This is a genomic window from Pectobacterium punjabense (assembly GCF_012427845.1).
GTDB classification, from domain to species: Bacteria; Pseudomonadota; Gammaproteobacteria; order Enterobacterales; family Enterobacteriaceae; genus Pectobacterium; species Pectobacterium punjabense.
Genome location: NZ_CP038498.1, coordinates 695,806 through 718,823 on the forward strand (window position 1 = coordinate 695,806; position 23,018 = coordinate 718,823).

17 protein-coding genes are annotated in these 23,018 nt (G+C 50.4%); 13 read left to right on the plus strand and 4 right to left on the minus strand.

The features are described from left to right. Positions 1–45: 45 nt before the first annotated feature. The 4 genes from uxaC (at position 46) to E2566_RS03160 (ending at position 5,255) form a co-directional block, all read left to right on the plus strand. A complete protein-coding gene (gene uxaC / locus E2566_RS03145; RefSeq protein ID WP_107170143.1) occupies positions 46–1,455 on the plus strand; it encodes a glucuronate isomerase in 1,410 nt (469 codons plus the stop codon). A gap of 203 nt (positions 1,456–1,658) precedes the next feature. Beyond that, positions 1,659–3,125, plus strand: coding sequence for a tagaturonate reductase (locus E2566_RS03150; RefSeq protein ID WP_107170142.1), 1,467 nt, complete (start codon positions 1,659–1,661; stop codon positions 3,123–3,125). A 19-nt stretch (positions 3,126–3,144) separates the two neighbouring features. Next, positions 3,145–4,635 (plus strand): UxaA family hydrolase, encoded by a 1,491-nt coding sequence (locus E2566_RS03155; RefSeq protein ID WP_107170141.1) that lies wholly within the window; start codon positions 3,145–3,147, stop codon positions 4,633–4,635. A gap of 89 nt (positions 4,636–4,724) precedes the next feature. After that, positions 4,725–5,255: a YgjV family protein gene (locus tag E2566_RS03160; RefSeq protein WP_107170140.1), complete on the plus strand. Its 531-nt coding sequence runs from the start codon at positions 4,725–4,727 to the stop codon at positions 5,253–5,255. Between the two features lie 83 nt (positions 5,256–5,338). Here the strand turns inward: E2566_RS03160 and sstT are convergent, their stop codons facing one another. The 3 genes from sstT to E2566_RS03175 all read right to left on the minus strand — a co-directional run bounded on the left by sstT (position 5,339) and on the right by E2566_RS03175 (position 9,276). Next, the gene (sstT, locus tag E2566_RS03165; protein WP_107170139.1) at positions 5,339–6,586 is read right to left on the minus strand and encodes a serine/threonine transporter SstT; all 1,248 of its coding nucleotides are present in this window, start codon (positions 6,584–6,586) and stop codon (positions 5,339–5,341) included. A gap of 340 nt (positions 6,587–6,926) precedes the next feature. Beyond that, complete coding sequence (locus E2566_RS03170; protein WP_107170138.1) at positions 6,927–7,880, minus strand: TerC family protein; 954 nt, start codon at positions 7,878–7,880, stop codon at positions 6,927–6,929. Between the two features lie 397 nt (positions 7,881–8,277). Further along, the gene (locus E2566_RS03175) at positions 8,278–9,276 is read right to left on the minus strand and encodes a Gfo/Idh/MocA family protein (RefSeq protein ID WP_107170137.1); all 999 of its coding nucleotides are present in this window, start codon (positions 9,274–9,276) and stop codon (positions 8,278–8,280) included. A gap of 160 nt (positions 9,277–9,436) precedes the next feature. On the opposite strand from E2566_RS03175, the gene rlmG reads away from it, so the two are divergent. Then, on the plus strand, positions 9,437–10,576 hold the full coding sequence (gene rlmG, locus E2566_RS03180) for a 23S rRNA (guanine(1835)-N(2))-methyltransferase RlmG (RefSeq protein WP_107170136.1): 1,140 nt from the start codon (positions 9,437–9,439) through the stop codon (positions 10,574–10,576). Positions 10,577–10,591: 15 nt separating this feature from the next. Here the strand turns inward: rlmG and E2566_RS03185 are convergent, their stop codons facing one another. After that, positions 10,592–12,646 (minus strand): NADPH-dependent 2,4-dienoyl-CoA reductase, encoded by a 2,055-nt coding sequence (locus tag E2566_RS03185; protein WP_107170135.1) that lies wholly within the window; start codon positions 12,644–12,646, stop codon positions 10,592–10,594. Positions 12,647–12,861: 215 nt separating this feature from the next. Here E2566_RS03185 and E2566_RS03190 point away from each other — a divergent pair, with 215 nt between their 5' ends. The 8 genes from E2566_RS03190 to E2566_RS03225 all read left to right on the plus strand — a co-directional run bounded on the left by E2566_RS03190 (position 12,862) and on the right by E2566_RS03225 (position 22,919). Next, positions 12,862–13,158 carry a hypothetical protein gene (locus E2566_RS03190; protein ID WP_107170134.1) on the plus strand — a complete coding sequence of 99 codons (297 nt, stop codon included), beginning with the start codon at positions 12,862–12,864 and terminating at the stop codon, positions 13,156–13,158. Between the two features lie 296 nt (positions 13,159–13,454). Continuing rightward, a complete protein-coding gene (gene spy, locus E2566_RS03195) occupies positions 13,455–13,943 on the plus strand; it encodes an ATP-independent periplasmic protein-refolding chaperone Spy (RefSeq protein WP_107170133.1) in 489 nt (162 codons plus the stop codon). 374 nt (positions 13,944–14,317) lie between these two features. After that, positions 14,318–15,787 (plus strand): GGDEF domain-containing protein, encoded by a 1,470-nt coding sequence (locus E2566_RS03200; RefSeq protein ID WP_107170132.1) that lies wholly within the window; start codon positions 14,318–14,320, stop codon positions 15,785–15,787. Positions 15,788–15,859: 72 nt separating this feature from the next. After that, positions 15,860–16,222 (plus strand): CopM family metallochaperone, encoded by a 363-nt coding sequence (copM, locus tag E2566_RS03205; RefSeq protein WP_107170131.1) that lies wholly within the window; start codon positions 15,860–15,862, stop codon positions 16,220–16,222. 355 nt (positions 16,223–16,577) lie between these two features. Next, complete coding sequence (locus E2566_RS03210; protein ID WP_107170193.1) at positions 16,578–18,530, plus strand: beta-glucoside-specific PTS transporter subunit IIABC; 1,953 nt, start codon at positions 16,578–16,580, stop codon at positions 18,528–18,530. Between the two features lie 142 nt (positions 18,531–18,672). Continuing rightward, a complete protein-coding gene (gene licT / locus E2566_RS03215; RefSeq protein ID WP_107170192.1) occupies positions 18,673–19,509 on the plus strand; it encodes a BglG family transcription antiterminator LicT in 837 nt (278 codons plus the stop codon). Positions 19,510–19,817: 308 nt separating this feature from the next. After that, a complete protein-coding gene (locus E2566_RS03220; protein ID WP_107170130.1) occupies positions 19,818–21,440 on the plus strand; it encodes a carbohydrate porin in 1,623 nt (540 codons plus the stop codon). A 12-nt stretch (positions 21,441–21,452) separates the two neighbouring features. Next, positions 21,453–22,919 carry a DUF1593 domain-containing protein gene (locus tag E2566_RS03225; protein ID WP_107170129.1) on the plus strand — a complete coding sequence of 489 codons (1,467 nt, stop codon included), beginning with the start codon at positions 21,453–21,455 and terminating at the stop codon, positions 22,917–22,919. The last annotated feature ends 99 nt before the right edge of the window (positions 22,920–23,018 follow it).

Genomic DNA, 23,018 nt, shown 5'->3' on the forward strand with positions numbered 1-23,018 from the left:
CGACCAACCCATTTGGTGCACAAGAAGCACGGTAAGGAAGAAAACATGCCCCAGTTTCTGAGTGAAGATTTTCTGTTAGACACTGAATTTGCCCGCCGCCTTTATCATGAGTATGCCGTCGACCAACCGATATTTGACTACCACTGCCATTTACCGCCTGAGCAGATTGCGGAAAACTATCGCTTTAAAAATTTGTATGACATCTGGTTGAAGGGCGATCACTACAAGTGGCGTGCGATGCGCACCAACGGTGTGCCTGAGCGTTTGTGTACGGGTGATGCCAGCGATTGGGAAAAATTTGAAGCCTGGGCCGCTACCGTGCCGCACACCATCGGCAACCCGCTTTATCACTGGACACATCTGGAACTGCGTCGTCCGTTTGGCGTAACCGGTACGCTGCTGTCGCCAGACACGGCAAAAGATATTTGGGATCGTTGTAATGCGATGTTGGAACGCGATGACTTTACCGCGCGCGGCATCATGCAGCAGATGAACGTGAAAATGGTGGGTACGACAGACGATCCGATTGACGATCTGCGCCACCACAAAACCGTTGCTCAGGATTCAAGCTTCTCCATCAAGGTGCTGCCGAGCTGGCGTCCAGATAAAGCGTTCAACATCGAGTTGGCGACCTTCAACGACTATATGGCGAAATTGGGTGAAGTTTCTGACACCGACATTCGTCGTTTCAGCGATCTGCAAACGGCACTGACCAAGCGTCTGGATCACTTCGCGGCGCACGGTTGCAAAGTTTCTGACCATGCGCTGGATGTGGTGCTATTCGCTGAAGCGGATGACGCAACGCTGGACAACATTCTGGCGCGTCGCTTGGCTGGCGAAACGCTAAGCGAGCATGAAGTGGCACAGTTCAAAACCGGCGTTCTGGTTTGGCTGGGTGCAGAATATGCCCGTCGTGGCTGGGTTCAGCAGTATCACATTGGTGCGCTGCGCAACAATAACCTGCGTCAGTTCAAGCTGCTGGGGCCAGATGTCGGTTTCGACTCCATCAATGACCGTCCGCTGGCTCAGGAATTGTCTCGCCTGCTCAGCAAGCAGAATGAAGAAAACCTGCTGCCGAAAACCATCCTTTATTGCCTGAACCCGCGCGATAACGAAGTGCTCGGCACCATGATCGGCAACTTCCAGGGGGAAGGGATGCCGGGCAAGATGCAGTTCGGTTCTGGCTGGTGGTTCAACGATCAGAAAGACGGTATGCAACGCCAGATGACACAGCTCGCGCAGCTTGGTTTGCTGAGCCGCTTTGTCGGTATGCTGACCGATAGCCGTAGCTTCCTGTCTTATACCCGTCATGAATATTTCCGCCGCATTCTGTGCCAGATGATTGGCCGCTGGGTGGAAGATGGCGAAGCGCCAGCCGATCTGCCGCTGCTGGGCGAAATGGTGAAAAACATCAGTTTCGATAACGCTAAAAACTATTTTGCCATCGAGCTGTAATTCCACCGCGTCGTAGCGCGTGAATTGCACGAGAGGCGCGGCAGTAAGATTCCCAAAGGGGCTTACGCCGCGGCTCTCAGCGTCTCGGTCTTTTGTCATCAGCGCGCGTGGTGATTGGGTGCTGGTGAATATGAATATAGGGCAAGGATGACGGTTTATCGGTCATGCCCTGAATGTGAGATTCGTCCTGAGGTAGCCTGTTAATGCAAACGTTAAATCGTCGTAATTTCCCCGGTCGTCAACACCCGGATCGTGTTATCCAGTTTGGTGAAGGTAACTTCCTACGTGCCTTTGTTGACTGGCAGTTGGATTTGCTGAATGAGCACACCGATTTGGATGCGGGTATTGTCATTGTTCGCCCGATCGATTCCGATTTCCCGCCCGCACTGGACACTCAGGATGGGTTGTACACCACCATTATCCGTGGCCTGAATGAGCAAGGTGAGGCCGTTCGCGAGCCCCGCCTGATCCGTTCGGTAAACCGTGAAATCAACGTATACCGTCAGTTCGATGACTATCTGGCGTTAGCGCACGATCCGAACATCCGTTTCGTCTTCTCCAATACCACCGAAGCCGGTATCAGTTATCACGCGGAAGATCGCCTGAGCGACGCGCCGCCAGTCAGCTTCCCGGCGAAATTAACGCGTCTGCTGTATGAGCGTTTCTGTCATTTTGACGGTGCGGCAGATAAAGGCTGGGTGTTGCTACCGTGTGAATTGATTGATTACAACGGCGTGGCGTTGAAAGAACTGGTGCTGCGCTATGCTGCACAGTGGGAACTGACACCAACATTTACCGCGTGGTTGAACGATCACAACACGTTCTGCTCAACGCTGGTTGACCGCATTGTTACGGGCTATCCGCGTGCCGAAGTTGAGGCGCTCCAGCAGGAAATGGGCTATCAGGATACCTTCTGGGATACGGCGGAGCACTTCTATCTGTTCGTGATTCAGGGACCACAGTGGCTGGCGGAAGAGTTACGTCTGAACAAGCTGGATCTGAACGTTCGTATCGTTGATGACATCAAGCCATATAAAGAACGTAAAGTGGCGATCCTCAACGGCGCGCATACTGCGCTGGTGCCAGTCGCATTTCTGGCGGGTCTGGATACCGTTGGCGAATCGATGGATGATGCCCTGATTGGCAAATTCGTGGAAAAGACCATTGCCGAAGAGATTGTACCGGTATTGGATTTACCGCATGACGAACTGACCTCATTTGCTCAGGCCGTGTTAAGCCGCTTCCGTAACCCGTTCATTCAGCATCAACTGCTGTCTATCTCGCTGAATGGCATGACCAAATTCCGTACCCGCATTCTGCCGCAGTTGCTGACTTACCGTGAACGTCACGGTGAACTGCCTGCGCGCTTGACGTTTGCGTTGGCGGCCTTGATTGCCTTCTATCGCGGTGAGCGCAGCGGTGAAGGCGATGCGTTGCAAACTTATCCGCTGCAGGACGACGCACACTGGCTGGAGCGTTATTCCTCGCTGTGGGCGGGCGTAAAAGAAAACACCGTCAGCCTGGCTGAGTTGGTGAATGTAGTGCTGCGCGATGCGGACCATTGGGAACAGGATTTAACGCAGGTTCCTGGGCTTGCTGCGCAGGTGACAGAACAGTTACAAACCATCGTTGAACGCGGTATGCGCGCAGCCGTGGAAGGTTATTGCTAATCAGCAAGAAGGGTTATCCATGCAAAGTATTATAAAAATTCATTCTCTGGACAATGTGGCTGTCGCCTTGCGTGATGTGGAGCAAGGTGAAACGGTGTCGGTGGATAGCTATACGGTGACACTTCAGCAACCTGTCGTGCGCGGGCATAAGTTCGCGCTGGAAACCATCGCACCGGGAGAAATGATTACCAAGTATGGCCTGCCGATCGGCCATGCGCTGGTTTCCATTGCTCCCGGAGAACATATTCACTCCCAGAATGCGAAGACTAATCTGAGCGATTTGGATGAATACCAGTACCAACCTGAGTTTCTCGAACTGCCTGCACAGATGGGCGACCGAGAGGTGCAGCTTTACCGCCGCAAAAATGGCGATGTCGGTATCCGTAATGAGTTATGGATTCTGCCAACCGTCGGCTGTGTAAATGGTATTGCTCGTCAGATTCAGCAGCGTTTCCTGAAAGAAACCAACGATGCGGAAGGTATCGACGGCGTTTACCTGTTCAGCCATACCTTCGGCTGTTCACAGCTGGGTCAGGATCATGAGAACACCCGCACGATGCTGCAAAACATGGTGCGTCACCCGAATGCGGGCGCGGTGTTGGTGATCGGTCTGGGCTGTGAGAACAACCAGGTTGACGCATTCCGCAGCACGCTGGGCGGCTTTGATTCTGATCGTGTCACGTTCATGGTCTGCCAGCAGCAGGACGATGAAGTTGAAGCGGGTCTGGAGCGTCTGCACACGCTGTATGAAGCAATGCGCCATGACAAGCGTGAGCCAGGCAAGCTGAGTGAACTGAAGTTTGGTCTGGAATGTGGTGGCTCCGATGGATTGTCTGGTATTACGGCCAACCCACTGCTAGGCCGTTTCTCCGACTATCTGATTGCCAACGGCGGCACCACCGTGCTGACCGAAGTGCCGGAGATGTTCGGTGCGGAACGTATTCTGATGAGCCGTTGCCGTGATGAAGCCACGTTTGAGAAAACGGTGCACATGGTGAATGACTTCAAACAGTACTTCATTGCGCACAACCAGCCGATTTACGAGAACCCATCGCCGGGGAACAAAGCGGGTGGGATCACGACGCTGGAAGAGAAATCACTGGGCTGTACGCAAAAAGCCGGACAGAGCAAAGTGGTGGACGTGCTGAAATATGGTGAGCGCTTACATACTCCGGGGCTCAACCTGCTTAGCGCACCGGGAAATGATGCGGTAGCAACCAGCGCACTGGCGGGAGCGGGTTGTCATATGGTGCTGTTCAGTACCGGACGTGGCACCCCTTACGGCGGATTTGTTCCTACCGTAAAACTGGCAACCAATAGTGAGCTGGCGAAAAAGAAACCGCACTGGATTGATTTCGATGCGGGTCGTCTGATCCACGACATGCCGATGGATGAACTGCTGAGCCAGTTCGTCGAGCTGATTGTCGAGATTGCTGACGGTAAGCGTACGAAGAATGAAGTGAACGACTTCCGCGAATTAGCCATATTTAAGAGCGGTGTGACGTTGTAAATTTCATGCATTCCAATTAAAATAAAACGGCGTTTCATTTTTATAATGGCGCCGTTTTTTTTCGCCACAACTTTTTAGAGGCAGGGATCATGACACACTATTGGGTTGCCCAGTCTGTTGGTGTATTGGCTTTTCTGGTCGGTATCACCATGTTTTTCAACCGTAACGATAAAAAATTTAAAATACAGCTCTCGGCATACAGCGCGGTGATTGGCCTACATTTCTTCTTGATGGGGGCAAATGCGGCAGGTGCCAGCGCCTTGTTGAACTCGGCACGTACGCTAATCTCACTCAAAACACATAACATCATTGTGATGTTTGTCTTTATTGCATTAACGCTCGGATTTGGTTTGTCGGGTATGCACCATGCGATGGAACTGCTGCCGATAGCAGGGACGGTCGCCAGTACCTGGGCGCTGTTCCGCACCTCTGGGTTAACGACGCGCTGCGTGATGTGGTGCTCAACCGCTGGTTGGGTTGTGCATAATATCTGGCTGGGCTCGATTGGTGGATCGCTGATCGAAGGCAGCTTCCTGCTGATGAACGGCTTTAACATCATCCGCTTCTGGCGTATGCAGCAGCGCGGCATCGATCCTTTCAGCGTAGAGAATAAAGCGTAACTTCAGGTATTTCTCGTAATCTAACGCCGTTCGTTTTGACGCGAACGGCGTTATAGGAAAGAGGATAATCAATCCCTAATCCGTTACAGCAGATTCAAACGCTCTTTTTCCGCTAGTTTGGCATCTTCTGCCTGACACACGGCGGCGGTAAAAATCACGTCCGTTGATGAGTTTAGTGCCGTTTCTGCGGAGTCCTGCAATACGCCGATGATGAAGCCAACCGCGACCACCTGCATGGCGATATCGTTGGAAATACCGAACATGCTGCACGCCAGTGGAATCAGTAACAGTGAACCACCCGCCACACCTGATGCACCACAGGCACAGATAGCTGCCACCACGCTCAGTAATAATGCGGTAGCGATATCAACTTCAATCCCTAGTGTATGAACGGCCGCCAGCGCCAGTACCGTAATGGTAATTGCTGCGCCCGCCATATTGATGGTAGCGCCCAACGGTATAGCCACTGAATAGCTATCTTCATTAAGATTCAGCTTGCGGCACAGTTCCATATTCACCGGAATGTTGGCGGCAGAGCTACGGGTAAAGAAGGCTGTCACGCCGCTCTCACGCAGGCAGCGTAGCACCAGCGGATAAGGGTTGCGGCGAATCTTCCAGTAGACGATCAGCGGGTTAACGACGAATGCCACCAGCAGCATGCCGCCGAGCAGTACCATTAGCAGATGAGCGTAGCCCCACAGTGCGCCGAAGCCGGTTTCTGCCAGCGTTGAGGCGACCAGACCGAAAATCCCCAGCGGTGCGAAACGAATCACGACACGCACGATAGCCGTTACTGCGTGAGATGCATCGCTGATCAGGTTCTTTGTGGAAGCTGATCCATGACGGAAAGCTAATCCCAGACCTACAGCCCACACCAGAATACCGATGTAGTTGGCATTGAGCAGAGCGTGAATCGGGTTAGCGACAATACTCATCAACAGGCCTTTTAATACTTCGACAATACCCGATGGTGGCGTGATGTCGGCGGCCTGCGCGTTGAGCGCCAGCGTGGAAGGGAAGAGGACACTGAGTACAACGGCAATCAGCGCCGCAGAGAAGGTACCGATGAGGTACAGAAACAGGATCGGGCGAATATTGGTTTTCTGCCCTTGCTGATGATTGGCAACCGATGCCATTACCAGCATCAAAACCAGAATGGGGGCGACGGCTTTCAATGCGCCGACGAACAGCGTTCCCAATAAGCCAGCCGCCAGTGCAGCCTGCGTAGACAGCGAAGCCAGAATAATACCAGCCGCAAGCCCCAGAAGAATCTGTTTAACCAGGCTGCCGTGGGTAACGTACTGCAAAAAACGAGAGTGTTGAGTTGCCATAATTTTGACGGGATAACCGTTCCGCTAAGTGGTTGTTTGTACGGAGTTGGCACCTCTGACGTGTGTCGGGTGACTTTTTCTTTCCGTAACGATATGTGTTTGCGCGTATCAGTATATGAAAATTTGTTCTTGAGAAAAGCAATGATGTGGTTTTTTATGACGGACGTCCTTGTCCGTCACCCTGCGGGCCGTTGCTGCGCAACGTTGAAAAACGCTCCCGGCGTTTTTTTATGACGAACATCCATCACCCTACGGGCCGTTGCTGCGCAACGTTGAAAAACGTTCCTGACGTTTTTTTATGACGGACGTCCTTGTCCGTCACCCTATGGAGGGATAAGCATTAACGCTCGGCGCGTTTGTTCACCCAGACGTTGATCAGCATCGTAATGATCAGAATACTCGCGACGACGCCCAGAGAAACGGCCACCGGAATATGGAAGATATCGATGAGCAGCATCTTGATACCGATGAAAATCAGGATGACGGCCAGACCATATTTCAGCAGCGAGAAGCGTTCAGCCACGCCAGCTAGCAGGAAGTACATGGCACGCAGGCCCAGAATAGCGAACAGGTTAGACGTTAGGACAATGAAGGGATCGGTCGTGACGGCGAAAATCGCTGGGATGCTGTCGACGGCGAAAATCACGTCACTGATTTCAACCATAATCAGTACCAGAAACAGCGGCGTGGCGTACAGCAGGCCGTTACGGCGTACGAAGAATCGTTCATTCTCGATGCTGTCCGTCATACGCAGATGGCTACGCAGCCAGCGCACCAGCGGCTTGTCACCGATCGCGCCATCCCCGTCTTTAGCCAGCGCCATTTTAATGCCGGTGAACAGCAGAAATGCGCCAAACACATAGAGTAGCCACTGGAACTGTGTGACCAGCCAACTGCCGCCAAACACCATCAGCGTTCTGAGAACGATGGCACCCAGCACGCCATAAATCAGCACGCGACGTTGATATTGTGGCGGAACAGCGAAGTAGCCGAAGAGCATCAACCAGACGAAGACGTTATCAACGGCGAGGGCTTTCTCAATCAAATAACCAGTCAAGAATGCCAACGACTGGGCGTTGGCAACGTCGCGACCCAATGTGCCGTCCAGATACCACCAGAAACCGGCATTGAACAGTAGAGAGAGTGTGACCCAGATGATAGACCAGACGGCAGCCTGTTTAAACGTCATGACCGTTGACCCTTTGCGCCCTTGGTAGAGCAGGTCAATGGCCAGCATCACAATAACAATGGCAGCGAAGCTGCCCCATAACCACGGAGTGCCAATGGTGTGCATAGCAAGATCCTTAAATATCCCCGTCATACTTCAAGCTGCATGTACGTTGGCTTTCCTCGCTCACCCCAGTCACTTACTGATGTAAGCTCCTGGGGATTCACTGTGTCGCCGCCTTCCTGCAACTCGAATTATTTGGGGTATAGAAACAAAAACGGCCAACATCGGAAGGACGCTGGCCGCTCATAATTAAAGCTGCAAATGCACCTCGCCTTCCGGCAAGGTCTCACTTACAACATTAATGAAGCTGTTTCATCAAGAATCAAGCTTTTCATCAAGGTTGCCCAGTAACCGGATGCGGAACGCATCGTAATGACGATTAGCTGGCGGAAAAGTTACTCCCCTTTGCCTGACAGAAGATAGGTGAAAAGATGATCTTGGTCAAATAATTATCACCATCTTACTCTGCACTTCCCGGCGCTGCGGCATCGGCTGGAAATACGACACCTGTTTGGCGGCGAATTTCTGTCAGCAGCCCAGCGACGGTACGTGAGCGCGCCAATTCCGCATGGTTAATATCGCCGTCGTTCACCAACGCGGCAAAGATGTCGGCTTCGTACAGCATGCTGTTGATATGCTGCGGCTGGCTGAGATCCAACTGCTTGCCTTCACGCGGGATGAATTTCACGTTATGGCATTCGGAAACTTTTTCAATCACCAGCGAGCCGTCTTCCCCCTGAATTTCACTGGGGATGGCGGAGTGGCTGACTTTGGAATGAATGATGGTTACATCGAAGTCGCCGTAATTCAGGGTAATGCTGCCATGTGCATCCACGCCGCTTTCCAACAATGTTGCGCTGGCCTGCGTGGTACACGGTTCTCCCCACAGTGCCACGGCGAAGGCCAGACAGTAGTAGCCGATATCCATAATGGAACCGTTGGAAAACGCCGGATTGAACGTATTTGGGTTCTCGCCTGCCAGATAGCGCGGGTAGCGTGAGGAATACTGGCAGTAATTCAGCACCACTTTACGCAGCCGGCCGACTTTTGGCAGCGCCTGCTGGATCACGCTAAAATTGGGCAGGCTGGCGGTTTTGAACGCTTCAAAGAGCACGACCTGATTTTCTCTGGCACAGGCGATCATCTGTTCGACTTCATAGCGGTTGGAAGCCAGCGGTTTTTCACAGATGACATGCTTGCCGTGGCTCAGGAAGAGCAGAGCCTGCTCGCAATGCAGTGAGTTAGGGCTTGCCAGATACACGGCGTCGATAAGATCGGATTTCGCCATGGCGTCCAGTGAATCAAAGCGCGTATCCACCATATAATCAGCTTGAAACGGCTGCGCTTTTTCTGCCGTGCGTGAATAGATGGCGGTAAGCTTCAGTTTGCCGGTTTCATGGGCGGCATCAACAAACTGACGGGTGATCCAACTGGTTCCTACAATAGCGAAGCGAATCATAAATGTTTGGTATCCTGAGGCATCGGTGATGAATAGGCAGATTATCACGGTGAAATGACAAGGCAACGTCAATCATTTCCTTTTCTGGCAGAGAAAAGCATTTACTGATGGGCTATTTTAAGGGATAAACAGCGCAAATTTTATGATGTAGGAGAGGCTAATGAGCCAACTCGAATTGGAAACGTGCAACCTGACGTTGGTGCGTTACCCTCAGGTCGCTGAAAACTCGGCGCTACAGGCGTGGGATGCCGCAGATGAATATCTGCTGCGTGAGCTGGCCAGCATGGAGATCGCGCCGGGGCCGCGCCTGATTTTCAATGATACGTTTGGTGCGCTGGCCTGCGGCTTGCAGGCGCAATCACCTGTCAGTATCAGTGACTCTTATCTCAGCCAACTGGCGACGCGACATAATCTGGAACTGAACGGTTATGATGCCGATGCGGTAACGCTGTTGGATAGCATGGCGGAGCTACCCGATGCGCCTGCGCTGGTGGTGATGAAGATACCCAAAACGATCGCGCTGCTGGAACACCAGTTGAGAATGTTGCGTAAGGTCGTCACGCCGCAAACGCGTATTATTGCCGGGGCGAAGGCGCGGGATATTCATACCTCTACGCTGCAATTGTTTGAGCGTGTGATGGGGCCGACGAAAACCTCGCTGGCCTGGAAAAAGGCACGTCTGGTTCACTGTGAGTGGGCGGAACTAAAAGTCAGTGAGCAGTCACTTACTACTGAGTGGGAGCTGGATGGTTACGGCTATCGTATTCAAAACCACGCTAACGTGTATTCTCGTAATGGGTTGGATATCGGCGCACGTTTCTTTATGCAGCATTTGCCGGAACAGATAGATGGCAAGATCGTCGATCTCGGCTGTGGCAACGGTGTCATTGGGCTGGCCGCGCTGAAAGCCAACCCGGAGGCTACCGTCGGATTCTTTGACGAATCCTACATGGCGGTGGCCTCAAGCCAGATGAACGTTGAGGTTAACTGTCCGCAGGATATCGAGCGCTGTAGCTTCACGGTGAACAACGGATTGTCCCGCGTTAGGCGCGATACGTTGCAGGCGGTGCTGTGTAACCCGCCGTTCCACCAGCAGCAGGCGGTGACGGACGAAATCGCTTGGCAGATGTTTATGGATGCCCGTCGTTGCCTTCAGGTTGGTGGTGAACTACGTATTGTGGGCAATCGCCATCTGGATTACTTCCACAAGCTGAAGCGCCTGTTCGGTAACTGTGAAACCATTGCCAGCAACACCAAGTTTGCCGTGCTGCGTGCGGTTAAAACGGGCTCGTCCCGCTAAGCCACCTTGCCTAAATTATAGCGTTAACGCCAGCCGGGTAGCCTGATCGATTGCCCGGCGAGCGTCTAATTCCTGTGCCACATCAGCACCGCCAATCAGATGAACATGGCACCCGGCAGCCTGCAAGGGGTCATACAGTTTTCGGTTGGGCTCCTGACCAGCACAAATAATGATGTTATCCACTGGCAGGCAGCGCATTTGCTGGTCATGGGTAATATGCAGCCCTTCATCATCAATACGGTGATATTCCACGCCGCCCAGCATCGTCACGCCGTGGCGCAGCAGGGTAGTGCGGTGTATCCAACCTGTCGTTTTGCCCAGATTTTCGCCGGGTTTGCCTGCCTTCCGCTGTAATAAGGTAATGTCCCGCAGGTGGGGAAGCTCGCCAGATTGATGGGGCAGCAGGCCGCCCCGGTGTTGTAGCTGTTTATCGATACCCCATTCCGCATAAAAATCATTGTATTCAGGCTGAGAAGAAGGGGAATTAAGGTGATGATGGCTACTGGGAAGGCGCTTTTCAGTTAAAAGGTAGTGTGCAGTATCAAAACCGATGCCGCCTGCACCGATAATGGCCACTCGCTTACCGACGGGTTTTTTATCGCGCAGTACGTCCAGATAACTCAGCACATTGGGGTGATCGATGCCTGCAATCGCGGGGATACGCGGCACAATGCCAGATGCCAGGATCACATCATCAAAACCGAGCAAATCCGTCGCCGTTGCCTGCGTGCTCAGGCGCAGCGTGACGCCGTGCAGTTCTAACTGGCGACGGTAGTAGCGCAGCGTTTCATAAAATTCCGCTTTACCAGGGATCTGTTTGGCAATATTGAACTGTCCGCCAATATAGGAAGACGCTTCAAACAGTGTGACCTGATGGCCGCGTGCGGCGGCGTTGACGGCAAAGGCCATGCCAGCAGGCCCTGCGCCGACCACTGCAAAGCGTTTACTGACCCGCGCAAGCTGGATAGGTAGTTCAGTTTCGTGACAGGCGCGTGGGTTGACCAGACAAGAAGTGACCTTACCAGCGAAAATCTGATCGAGGCAGGCCTGATTGCAGCCGATGCAGGTATTGATTTCATCAGCACGCCCCGACTGCGCTTTTGCCACCAGTTCAGCATCGGCGAGAAAAGGGCGCGCCATTGATACCATGTCAGCACAGCCCTCGGCCAGCAGTTGTTCCGCTACGCTGGGATCGTTGATGCGGTTGGTGGTAATCAGCGGGATGCGGACTTTCCCCATCAACTTCTTTGTCACCCAGCCGAAGGCACCGCGCGGCACCAGTGTAGCAATAGTGGGAATACGCGCTTCATGCCAGCCAATGCCGGTATTGATGAGAGTGGCGCCCGCCTGCTCAATGGCCTGCGCCAGTTGCACAATTTCCTGCCAGCTTGAGCCTTCTTCTATCAGGTCGAGCATGGATAAACGGTAAATCAGGATGAAGTCAGGCCCTGTTTGCTCCCGCACGGCGCGGACAATCTCAAGTGCAAAACGGCAGCGGCGTTGAAAATCACCGCCCCATTCATCGTCACGATGATTCGTGTGTGCCACCAGAAACTGATTAATCAGATAGCCTTCCGAGCCCATGATTTCCACGCCATCGTAACCTGCCTGCTGCGCCAGCACGGCGCAATGAGCAAAGTCGTTGATGGTTTGCATAATATCCTGCGTGCTCATTGCCCGTGGCGCAAAGCGGTTAATCGGAGCCTGAATGGCGGAGGGCGCGACCGGATCGGGCTGATAGCTGTAGCGCCCCGCGTGGAGAATTTGCAGCGCAATTTTTCCGCCTGCCTCGTGTACCGCCTGCGTGAGTATCTGGTGATGCGCCACCTGTGTCTCGTCATGTAGGGTCGCGCCTCCTTTGGCGACGGCTCCTTTTGCGTTTGGCGCAATACCGCCTGTAACAATCAAACCTACGCCGCCCAGCGCCCGCTCACGATAAAATGCTGCCAGCCTTTCTGCGCCGTCCGGGTGTTCTTCCAAACCCGTATGCATCGAACCCATGACTACGCGGTTCTTTAACGTGGTGAAGCCAAGATCGAGTGGAGTAAGCAGCATGGGGTAGGCAGTCATTGCACTCTCCGGTGAAGTTAACTGGTCTGATGAGTCATGATGTTCAATCTAGCGGTAATTGAGTGAGTTGTGAAATTTATGTTTGTTTATTGTGAGTGAAGTCATTGCTAATCGTAGGGAGAAGCGCGAGTCAGCAAGGGATCGCGTGCCGGAGTGTTTGTTGTCAGGGGCGTGTGACATTATAATCCGCGGGTTTATTGGGCAAAGGTATCGTTATGCGGGTGGAAGAGTTGGAATATCGGCTGGATAGCGCGCTTCGGGCGTTAGAGCAAAGCGTTCAGCGTCAGCAGCAGACGTGGCGACAGGAACATCACTCCCTTCATCAGCAACTGCTTCAGGCGAGAGAGCGTGACGCTTACCTTTGCACGCAGATTGAAAGGCTCTCTGCGCAGTTGAGCTCGATGGATAGCTCACCGGAGCGAAATCCGCTGATTCAGAAAATGAAAGTCATTCATGCCCATCTTGATGTGTTGGCACAAGAGGCCACTGCCTTTAGGCGCTCGCTGCGATAATTTCACGGCTGGTATTTTTCAGCGATTACCCGTGGTGCTGTAAAAAAGCATCAAGGGTAGAGTAGCAAAGCCGTGTCGCGGTGTTAACACAGGTTTTATTAACACAAGGTTTGATTAACGCAATGCTTCCGCTTTCTTACACAATTCCTCCTCATTCTCCACAATTGCCGCAAATGTGGAGCTGACACTTGCAGAGATTTACCCTTGTTCTAATTAACTGAAGGTGTCGAGCCTATACTTTCTCTCGTAGCACGGCACTCGCCGTCGATAAGTTAATTCAGAGAGAGGAATAGAATATGCGTAAACTCACTGCAATGCTGGTTGCTTCTTCTTTGGCATTGGGCGCGGCAGGCCTCGCGCATGCTAATGACGCACCGAAAGGCCCGGCATCAGAACACAAGATGATGATGAAAGAGGGTCGTGAGCACCGTGGCATGATGGGGCCGGATGCGATGTTTAAGGAGCTGAATTTAACGGAAGCGCAGAAGCAGCAAATTAAAGACATCATGAAAGATTCACGCGAGAAAATGCATAAAGCGATGCAGGACGATCGTCGTGAGATGCATAGCCTGGTCGCATCAGAGACTTTTGATGCCGCAAAAGCGCAGGCGCAATTGGATAAAGCTGACGCCGCACACAAGGCCAGAATGCTTAATGGACTGGAAACCAAAAACAAAATTTACAACGTTCTGACGCCAGAGCAGAAGAAACAGTACAACGACAGCTTTGAAAAGCGACTGACTCAACCGCAAAAACCTGATGGCAAGCCAACGCCTGCGGAATAACGCATTATTTATCAGACCGTTGACAAAGCTATTTGCCGAATGAAAACGGGCGTAACGGAATAGAAGAGTAAAGCGTTTGCGCCATGGATGGCGCAAGCCGAGCGCACAAGGACGTGTTTACAGCGTCTTTACGATCTATCCGTTACCCCCGCTCTGCGGACTTTGTCAGCAACCTCATTATTCATGAGTCCGCGCTAGACCTGAAATAAATGAGCCAAGACCACCGGACTGATGGGCTGCCAACAAGCAGTACATCAGCCCGGTGGTTTTTTTATTTTTTCCCTTAAGCATCGTGCTGAGTAGGGAAATGATTAATGCTATTCTCCCGTAGATGAAGCGGGTGGACTTATTGGGTAGCGGGCGGCAAAGGGCAGATGAATAACGATTTGATGTTGAAAACTAAAAAGTTCATGCCGTTTTTATTTCTGACCACCCTAATCGTGAGCTGTATGGGATTTCGATTTCGCGTGCTGGATGAGTTATCGCTGTTTTGGCCCGCGAATATTTTAGTTTTTTGTCTCATGGTTAGCTTCAGGGTCAGAAAAGGGACGATAAAAGCTAAAACGCTCTCTATCTGCATGGGGTTTTTAGTGAGTTATGCAGCGATGCTGTTAGCGGCGTTACTGATGGACAATAACTCACCGTTAAAAACCAAGGTGCTATTGTGCTTGTGTAATATGGTTTTTGTCGTGACGGCCTGGTGCGCCTTTTGCCTGATGTGTCGGTTTACCGGAAAGTGGTCCACATTTGAAAAATTCAGCAAATATTACGTCTATATTATTTTCGCTTCGACGTTTTTAGGCGCCTTCTCATCCGGTGTGGCATATGGCTTTTACGCCTATGTCTACGATACGGGCAACCGCTATGACGAGTTTATGGACTGGTTCAGTGAGCAACTGGGCACCGGCATTATCCTCGCGTTCTTTTTCCTGCGGGGTAAAGACATTCTGCGGGTGCTGCGGAATATTCCGCTATGTCCTAAGCACGTCAGAGACAATGTTTTTCCTTTCCTGGTCTTTATTATTTTCCTCTTGGTTAGCCTATTTTTTTTGGATGCCAGCCTGATTACGCTGTCCGTTATTCCGCTCACGCTGTGTGCGTTCAACTACTCTTTCCCGGTGATGTCGTTACTCTGTGCGATAACGGGGGTAATACTAAATTATCTCTATATTAATCAAGTCGGTATCCTCATTAATTCAAACTCTGAAGCGTACATTAATTCGTTTCTCACCACGGCGCGGCTGAATATTGCGATGTTAATTATGGCGATGTTAAGCGTCTCTCATTTTGTCTCGATGAACCGGCGACTGATTAAAATCATCGAAAGCAATAGCCTGAAGGATGCGCTGACCAATACCTTCAATCGCCGCGCTTTCCTCAGCATGCTGAACGGAAGGCAGGGTATGTTGATGAATAAGAAAAAGCGCCAATTAACGCTGCTATTTCTGGATATCGATTATTTTAAGCAGGTCAACGATACCTATGGGCACGCCAGCGGTGATGAATTGATCGCCAGCTTTGCCCGTATGCTGAGCGCAAATATTCGCCCGAGCGACATTCTTTGCCGCTGGGGCGGAGAAGAGTTTGTGATTGCGGCTTATGATCTCACGGTTGAGCAGTCTGAGGCCATGGCCGAAGTGCTACGGCGTCTTACGGAATTAACTCCGCTTACGCTGTCCGATGGCCGGGCAATCCATTTTACGACCAGCATTGGCGTTGCCATTTTTTCCCAGTATGAAGGCGGCAATATTTACGATCTGATCGGTCTGGCAGACGAGCAGTTGTATAAGGCGAAGGCGCAGGGACGTAACCGCGTTTGCATACGCCTGGCCGAGGGAGTCTGAATCTTTTCTTGACCTTCCCCTTACAGGAACGTCTACCCTCAAAAAAGTACTGTGACTGATTGAGAGGTGGTGATGAAGCGTGTCCATTTTTTATTAACGGCGACCTTGCTGGTTCCGTTTTTCTCGCTGGCGGCCGACAGCGCCCATAGCGGCCATGGTGCAACGAACAATGTGTCGTCCTCCCAGCAGGCGTATGCGAAAGGGATGGATGCGATGCATACTGAGATGATGGAAGGCATGCAGTCCAGCGATCCTGATATTGCCTTTGCTAAGGGGATGATTGCGCACCACCGCGGCGCGATTGATATGGCAAAAACGGAGCTGCAATACGGTAAAGACCCGGAATTGCGCAAGCTGGCGGAAGCGATTATCAAAGCCCAGCAGCCGGAGATCGACCAAATGGAAGCCTGGCTGAAGAAGCAAGGCAAGCCTTAATCAGGCACTATCCATTCGTGTCCGAACCACGCTACCGATGTGTCGAGTTGCCAGATCGGTAGCGCTATCCATCTGCTAATTTTTGAGCAGAGCCTGAGAGGTTTTTAGCTAATTAGACGAAATTTAGTGACAGTTTTCACAGAATAAAACGGAGAGATAGCTTTCTTAGCATTAACTTGTTAGAAAGCAGGCAAAGGACGTCACCAGAATATTCTGGGCGAGACCTGGATAAAGCCGCGTATAGCACGCGTTTTTATCCAGGTTTTTTTTTGCTTATTTTCCAGCTGGCCAGCGGATAACAAGCGGGATGACGTGTATTGGGCAGTTGCAGCCATTGACGAAACGGGAAGTCATTATGAATAGCAAAGTGCTAGCTGAAAATATTTTGAGGTTGGTCGGGGGAGAGGCGAATGTCTCCACTCTGGTTCATTGTGCAACACGCTTGCGCTTTAAGATCGTTGATCACAGCAAAGTGGACATAGAAGCACTGGAGGCAGAGGACGGTGTCATTACGGTTCTGAACGCTTCAGGGCAGTTGCAGGTCGTTATTGGGAATCGAGTGCCGGAAGTGTACCGCGCCTTTGGTTCCATCTCTGGTTTACTGGAAGATGGCACGAATAAACAGAAGCCAGTAGAAAATGAAAAATCGGTTTCTATGATGGGACGATTGATTGATCTGGTCGCGGGTATTTTCACCCCGCTGCTAGGAGCAATGGCGGCAGCGGGTGTATTGAAAGGTGCGCTGGCGATTGTTATTGCCTGTGGGTGGTTAGGTCCAAAAGAAAGTACTTATGTGATACTGCATGCGGCCTCTGACAGCTTGTTCTACTTCCTGCCTATGCTGTTGGCTATTACGTCCGCACGTAAGTTTGACACCAATATTTTCGTGGCAGTATCGATTGCGGGCGCGCTGGTTTATCCCTCAATACAAGGGCTGTTTGAGGCGGGCCAGCCTGTAACATTCTTAGGGTTGCCGGTCGTGATGATGAAATACACCTCCTCGGTACTCCCGATTATTTTCAGCATATGGTTGATGTCCTATCTCGAACGTTTCCTGAATCGTCATATTCACGAAAGCGTGCGTAACATTTTAACGCCGTTCTTCCTATTAACGCTGATGGTGCCGTTAACGCTGATGACCATTGGCCCGATCGGTATCACGGCCAGTAAACTCGTCGCTTCACTGTTTGTTAGCATCTATAGCTTTAACCCGATCATCGCTGGTGCGTTGATTGCGGCTTCATGGCAGATCTTAGTGATTTTCGGTATTCACTGGGGTTTCGTGACCGTCTTTATCAATGATATTTCCGTTATGGGGCACAGTTACCTGAAAGCGGCATCTAGCCCGTCTGTCTTTGCTCAATCCGGTGCGTTATTGGGCGTGATGGTGCGAACCAAAGATAAGAAACTCAAAGCGTTGGCGGGGAGTTCGTTCATTGCGTCACTGTTTGGTATCACAGAACCCGGTGTCTACGGCGTAACGCTGAAGCTGAAAAAACCGTTTATCTGTGCAGTGATCGCCGCGGCAATGGGCGGGGCTATCGCAGGCTATGCGAAAAGCTCGGCGATTTCCATGGGGATGCCCGGGTTGCTGACACTGCCGATTTTCTATGGTGAAGGCTTCGTTGGCTTCCTCATTGGCTGTGCTATCGCATTTGTCGCAAGTTTTGTGCTGACTATTGTGGTTGGGTTTGATGATCCAATCCCGCCAGCCGGGAAAGTGCCAGCACCAGCCACTGCGCCGGCAGCGCCTTCCACTTCAACGACAGCATCCACTACATCCAGTGCATCGACAGCCCCGGCTGCTGGCGCGAACGTGATGCCATCGACAATACCGTTGGCAGAGGCGCCTGCCACGGCAGAACAGCTGGGCTCGCCCGCAAAAGGTGAACTCATCCCATTGGAAGAGGTAAATGACAAGGTGTTCTCTTCTGGTGTGGTTGGACAAGGCGTTGCCATTGTGCCGAATGAAGGTTGCATTTATTCACCGGTAGATGGCGTGGTTGCCAGCACGTTTGCCAGTGGCCACGCCGTCGGCATTCGCTCGCAAAATGGTGCGGAAATCCTGATCCATGTGGGTATCAATACGGTTCAACTGGAAGGGCAGCACTATCAAATGCGTGTTGAAGAAGGTGATGAAGTGAAGAAAGGCCAACTGCTGCTGGAATTCGATCTGGAAGCGATCAAGAAAGCGGGTTATGACATCGTGACGCCGATGGTGGTAACAAATCCTGAAGACTATCGCGTATTTGGCCTGAGTTCTGTTCGTCACCCGCAGGCTGGCGACACGATCATCGCGCTGGCTTAACACGCGAATGGCATGACGAATGACAGGCGACAAAGTGTGGAGGCTGTCATCGGGTATCAATACGCAGGGAGGGCGGCAGTCAACGAACAAGGGAATGGCGGATTGGCCATTCCCTTGGCGGCACAACCATACGGGCGTAGTGATGAAAATAATAAGAATATTAAGCAATAATGCGGTATTGGCAGTGACTGATAAGGGGGAAGAATGCGTCGCACTGGGGCGGGGTATTGGATTTGGCAAAAAGGATGGTGACAGCGTAAATGAAGATCGAATAGACAGTCGATTTCTCAAAACCAGTAATGGGCTGAATGCGTTCTTCGCTGAAATACTGGCTGATATTCCGCCTGTTTATCTGAGTATTACCGAGAAAATTATTATGCTTGCGCGGGAAGTGCTAGATATCAAATTACAGGACACGCTGTTTTTGGCATTGAATGATCATATTAATTTTTCGGTAAAACGTCATAATGAAGGGATCAAAATAAATAACCAGTTACTCTGGGAAGTTAAGCTTTTCTATCCGCGAGAGTTTTCAGTCGGATTAAGAGCGCTTGATATTATTGAAGAAAAATTGCAAGTGCGTTTGCCAGAAGATGAAGCAGGTTTTATTGCTTTCCATTTGGCGAATGCAGCAAACAATAGCAATATGGAAAGCACGATGCAAAGTGCTACCCTTATTAAGGATATTTTGACGATTGTAAAATATGACCTTAATATTAACTATGATGAAAATGCGATTGATTATCAGCGTTTTATCACGCATTTAAAGTTTTTTTCATTGCGTTTATTCAATCGAACACCTGTGAGCCATGCTGATGATAGCATTTATGACGGTATCAAAGAGTTAATGCAAGTGGCTTATGCTTGTGCAATGCGCATTTTTTATTATGTCGAGAAGCATTATGAATATAAATTAACGACAGATGAAATCATGTTTTTAACGATTCACATTAATCGTCTTAGTCATCATCCTAAATAAATTGATCTGAATTTTTCAGGTGATGTTGCTCACGTTTCTAAATTGTAAAAATTGAAATGATGATCTTAGCTAATTATACTTATTTCTAATTAGGACGTAACTGATTAAATTCAGGCGAAACCTGTCTTGTTAGATGAGTTTTTTCATCTGGCTGGATAGGTTTTTTTTTGCCTAATAAAAATGGGGGAATGGAAAACATACAGACTACTTGAAGGATAACAAGTTAGAAAATGACTACTTCGCCACACCAGGGATATATCACGGTGATGTTTACTCTGTGATAACAGTCAAGAAAAATGAGGGGTAATATGATGAATAATAAAAAAATGAGAAATAAAATGCTGACGTTCAGAAAAAAAGCCGCTGTGTTAATGTTGTTATCTTGTTACGGTCTGGCACCGGATGCGATGGCACAAAAATTAACGCTTGAGCAACGGATGGAATTGCTGGAAACACAATTAAAACAGACGCAGGAAAAGCTACAGGCTTATGAAGATAAAGAAAAAAAACAAAATTCATTAGTTAGTTCTTCCCCTGTAAATCCGGTTGCTGGGCATGAAAGCGTGGCGCAACCAGCGGCAGCATTACAAGCCAAATCCACGGCAGTGGAGAGCGATCCGGTATTATCAGAATCGGCACTGAAAAAAATTAGCAAATACGTTCAGGAAGACACGGGCTTTAAATATTCGGGTTATTTCCGTACTGGCTATGCATCAACAACTAATGGTGGGCCTCAATCCTGGGCCGCAGGCTCGCTGGGGCGCTTAGGCAATGAATATGACGGCTGGTATAACCTGTCATTTAAAAAACGTGCCTGGCAGGAAGGCAATAAATCAATTTGGGCGAACGTACAGTTTGAAGGCGATTTAGGATTATCTCAGAGTGATGAATCCTTTGAGAAAGGCATGGCTGGCGGTGGAATGGGAAAACTCAGCAAGTTATTTGTTGAAACGAAGGGCTTCCTGCCATTTGCACCAGAAGCGACATTCTGGATCGGTAAACACACGCTGCCACAATATGAAATCCAAATGCTGGATTGGAAAGGGAGTCGGACACTTTCTGGTGCAGGTCTGGGAATTGAGAATTGGGAAATGCCTGTTGGATCATTAAGCATGGCATTGACGCGCAATGATATCGATAATTACAGCACGACCTGTACAACGGCAACATGTAATAAAACCACCCAAGTTAATGTGAATATTGCTGAAGTTAGGTATAAAGATATTCCATTGAGCAAAGATTTGTCTCTTGAATTGGGGGCGAAACATGCTTTTGCTAACCAGACTGATGAGCAAAAAGCGGCACAATCTGCCGGTAATGACTATAAAGTGAAATCCGCCTGGTTAGGTCAGGCCATTTTACGTCACCCTGTGTTAGGCGGTTTTAATGAATTAACCGCGCAAGTTGCTAATAACTCTTTTGCTAGCCAGTTTATGAATATTTCTGGCCCAAATCCCGATTTTGACTATAAGAGTGCTTATTACGGTATTCACAGTGAAGGCATTGGCTGGCGGTTAATCAACCAAGGTGAGATATACCTGCGTGATAATGTCATCATGGCGCACTCTCTGGTCTATGGCCGCGGTAATAATCTTTACTCGATCAATAATGGCGCGCACACGGATTTTGAGACCATGCGTGCGGTGATCCGTCCCTCCTATATTTGGGACAGAACGAACCAGACCGCGATAGAACTTGGTTATTTTGTGCAGGAAAATACCAATAAAAATAGTAGCTATGATGAATCCGGTTATAAGGTAACTCTGGCTCATATCCTCAAAGTGGATACCAGCCTTCTAAAATCTCGACCAGAAATTCGTTTCTACACCAGTTATCTTAAAGCGCTGGACAATGAAATAGATAAACACAGCTTTAATGATAAGAAAGATTATCAAATCAGTTTTGGTGTCCAGGCTGAGGTTGTTTTCTGATGAGGAATAACTATGTTTTTATCGACTAAAGGTATTAAATCGATTTCGCTAAGCATTTGTTTGGCAACGACTTGTGTTCCAGTATTCGCGATTGCCGCGGCTTCTTCCACGGCAGGAGAGCGCGTTGAGCAGAAAAACGTCGTCAGTGCAGAGAAAACACGCATCTTGATTCTGAGTGACATAGGTAATGAGCCGGATGACTCACAATCGCTGGTCCGGTTCTTACTGTATAGCAATGAGTTTGATGTTGAAGGGATTGTGGCGACAACCTCAACCTGGCTGCGCGACAAGGTCAATACTCCCATGATCCATGAACGTATTGATGCTTATGAACGTGTTCTGCCTAATCTGCAAAAGCATGCACAAGGTTATCCTTCCGCTAAAGCGTTACGTGATGTTGTTCGCAGTGGGCGGGCAGGCTTCGGGATGGCGTATGTTGGCGAAGGGAAATCCACCGACGCATCGAAATTGATTATTCAGGCGGTTGATAAACGTGACGATCGCCCATTGTGGATCACCCTATGGGGTGGTGGGGTGGATTTAGCTCAGGCTCTGCATGATGTGAAAGCAGAGAGAACGCCGAAAGAGGTCGATGCGTTCATTAGTAAAATCCGTGTTTATGCTATTTCCGATCAAGATAATACGGGGGCCTGGATTCGAGGCAATTTCCCACAATTGCGTTATATCACCAGTATTCATGCCTGGAATGAGTATTTTCTCTCTACGTGGGTTGGCATGTCTTCATCACGCGCGGCTGGTGGTGACATGAGTAAGGTGAATAACGAGTGGCTGGCAGAAAACATACGGCGCAAAGGTCCGTTGGGCGCAGTCTATCCTCCTTTGGAGTACTCCATGGAAGGCGATTCTCCATCATTCTTATATTTGCTCCGTACGGGTCTTGGCGATCCTGAGCATCCAGAATATGGCAGTTGGGGTGGACGTTATGGCGAGATTTCTCCAGGGAGTGAACTTGGTTTGCGTGTCAGCACTTCAGATGAGGTTGTTGGCATCGATGGTAAGAAGTACCGCACCGCACCTGCGACTATCTGGCGGTGGCGTGATGCGTATCAGAACGACTTCGCTGCGCGTATGGACTGGACGTTGACGGGGGATGTGAAGAAAACAAATCATAACCCGCATCTGGTGCTGAATGGTAAGCCGGGAACGGAGATCGTTTCCTGGCAGGTGAAAGCGGGTGAGTCGGTCACGCTATCGGCGCAAGGTTCAGGTGATGTCGATGGTCACGCGGTGACCTATCGCTGGTGGCAATATAAAGAGCCGACCGCTACGGCGATGGGCGTGCACTTTGGCCCAGGTATCACGCTATCTCAGCCTGAGGGGGGAGAAACCCGCTTTGTCGCGCCAGCCGTTAAGGTTCCGACACCGTTCCACATTATTCTGGAAGGAACAGATAGCGGATCGCCAGCATTAACATCTTACCGACGTGCAATTGTGACAGTTGTCCCTTCAGAAAAGTGAGAGCGTTTTTAGGCGCGGCTATTTCATTGATGGCGTTATGAAAGGGCTGTTAGCGCTGTGAATGATAGAGCATTGCCGCCACATAACGCGTGGCGGCAT

Excerpts from the sequence above, each read along its gene's own strand:
- uxaC (WP_107170143.1), top strand. The coding sequence starts at position 46 with ATGCCCCAGTTTCTGAGTGAAGATTTTCTGTTAGACACTGAATTTGCC.
- E2566_RS03150 (WP_107170142.1), top strand. The coding sequence starts at position 1,659 with ATGCAAACGTTAAATCGTCGTAATTTCCCCGGTCGTCAACACCCGGAT.
- E2566_RS03155 (WP_107170141.1), top strand. The coding sequence starts at position 3,145 with ATGCAAAGTATTATAAAAATTCATTCTCTGGACAATGTGGCTGTCGCC.
- E2566_RS03160 (WP_107170140.1), top strand. The coding sequence starts at position 4,725 with ATGACACACTATTGGGTTGCCCAGTCTGTTGGTGTATTGGCTTTTCTG.
- sstT (WP_107170139.1), bottom strand. The coding sequence starts at position 6,586 with ATGGCAACTCAACACTCTCGTTTTTTGCAGTACGTTACCCACGGCAGC.
- E2566_RS03170 (WP_107170138.1), bottom strand. The coding sequence starts at position 7,880 with ATGCACACCATTGGCACTCCGTGGTTATGGGGCAGCTTCGCTGCCATT.
- E2566_RS03175 (WP_107170137.1), bottom strand. The coding sequence starts at position 9,276 with ATGATTCGCTTCGCTATTGTAGGAACCAGTTGGATCACCCGTCAGTTT.
- rlmG (WP_107170136.1), top strand. The coding sequence starts at position 9,437 with ATGAGCCAACTCGAATTGGAAACGTGCAACCTGACGTTGGTGCGTTAC.
- E2566_RS03185 (WP_107170135.1), bottom strand. The coding sequence starts at position 12,646 with ATGACTGCCTACCCCATGCTGCTTACTCCACTCGATCTTGGCTTCACC.
- E2566_RS03190 (WP_107170134.1), top strand. The coding sequence starts at position 12,862 with ATGCGGGTGGAAGAGTTGGAATATCGGCTGGATAGCGCGCTTCGGGCG.
- spy (WP_107170133.1), top strand. The coding sequence starts at position 13,455 with ATGCGTAAACTCACTGCAATGCTGGTTGCTTCTTCTTTGGCATTGGGC.
- E2566_RS03200 (WP_107170132.1), top strand. The coding sequence starts at position 14,318 with ATGAATAACGATTTGATGTTGAAAACTAAAAAGTTCATGCCGTTTTTA.
- copM (WP_107170131.1), top strand. The coding sequence starts at position 15,860 with ATGAAGCGTGTCCATTTTTTATTAACGGCGACCTTGCTGGTTCCGTTT.
- E2566_RS03210 (WP_107170193.1), top strand. The coding sequence starts at position 16,578 with ATGAATAGCAAAGTGCTAGCTGAAAATATTTTGAGGTTGGTCGGGGGA.
- licT (WP_107170192.1), top strand. The coding sequence starts at position 18,673 with ATGAAAATAATAAGAATATTAAGCAATAATGCGGTATTGGCAGTGACT.
- E2566_RS03220 (WP_107170130.1), top strand. The coding sequence starts at position 19,818 with ATGATGAATAATAAAAAAATGAGAAATAAAATGCTGACGTTCAGAAAA.
- E2566_RS03225 (WP_107170129.1), top strand. The coding sequence starts at position 21,453 with ATGTTTTTATCGACTAAAGGTATTAAATCGATTTCGCTAAGCATTTGT.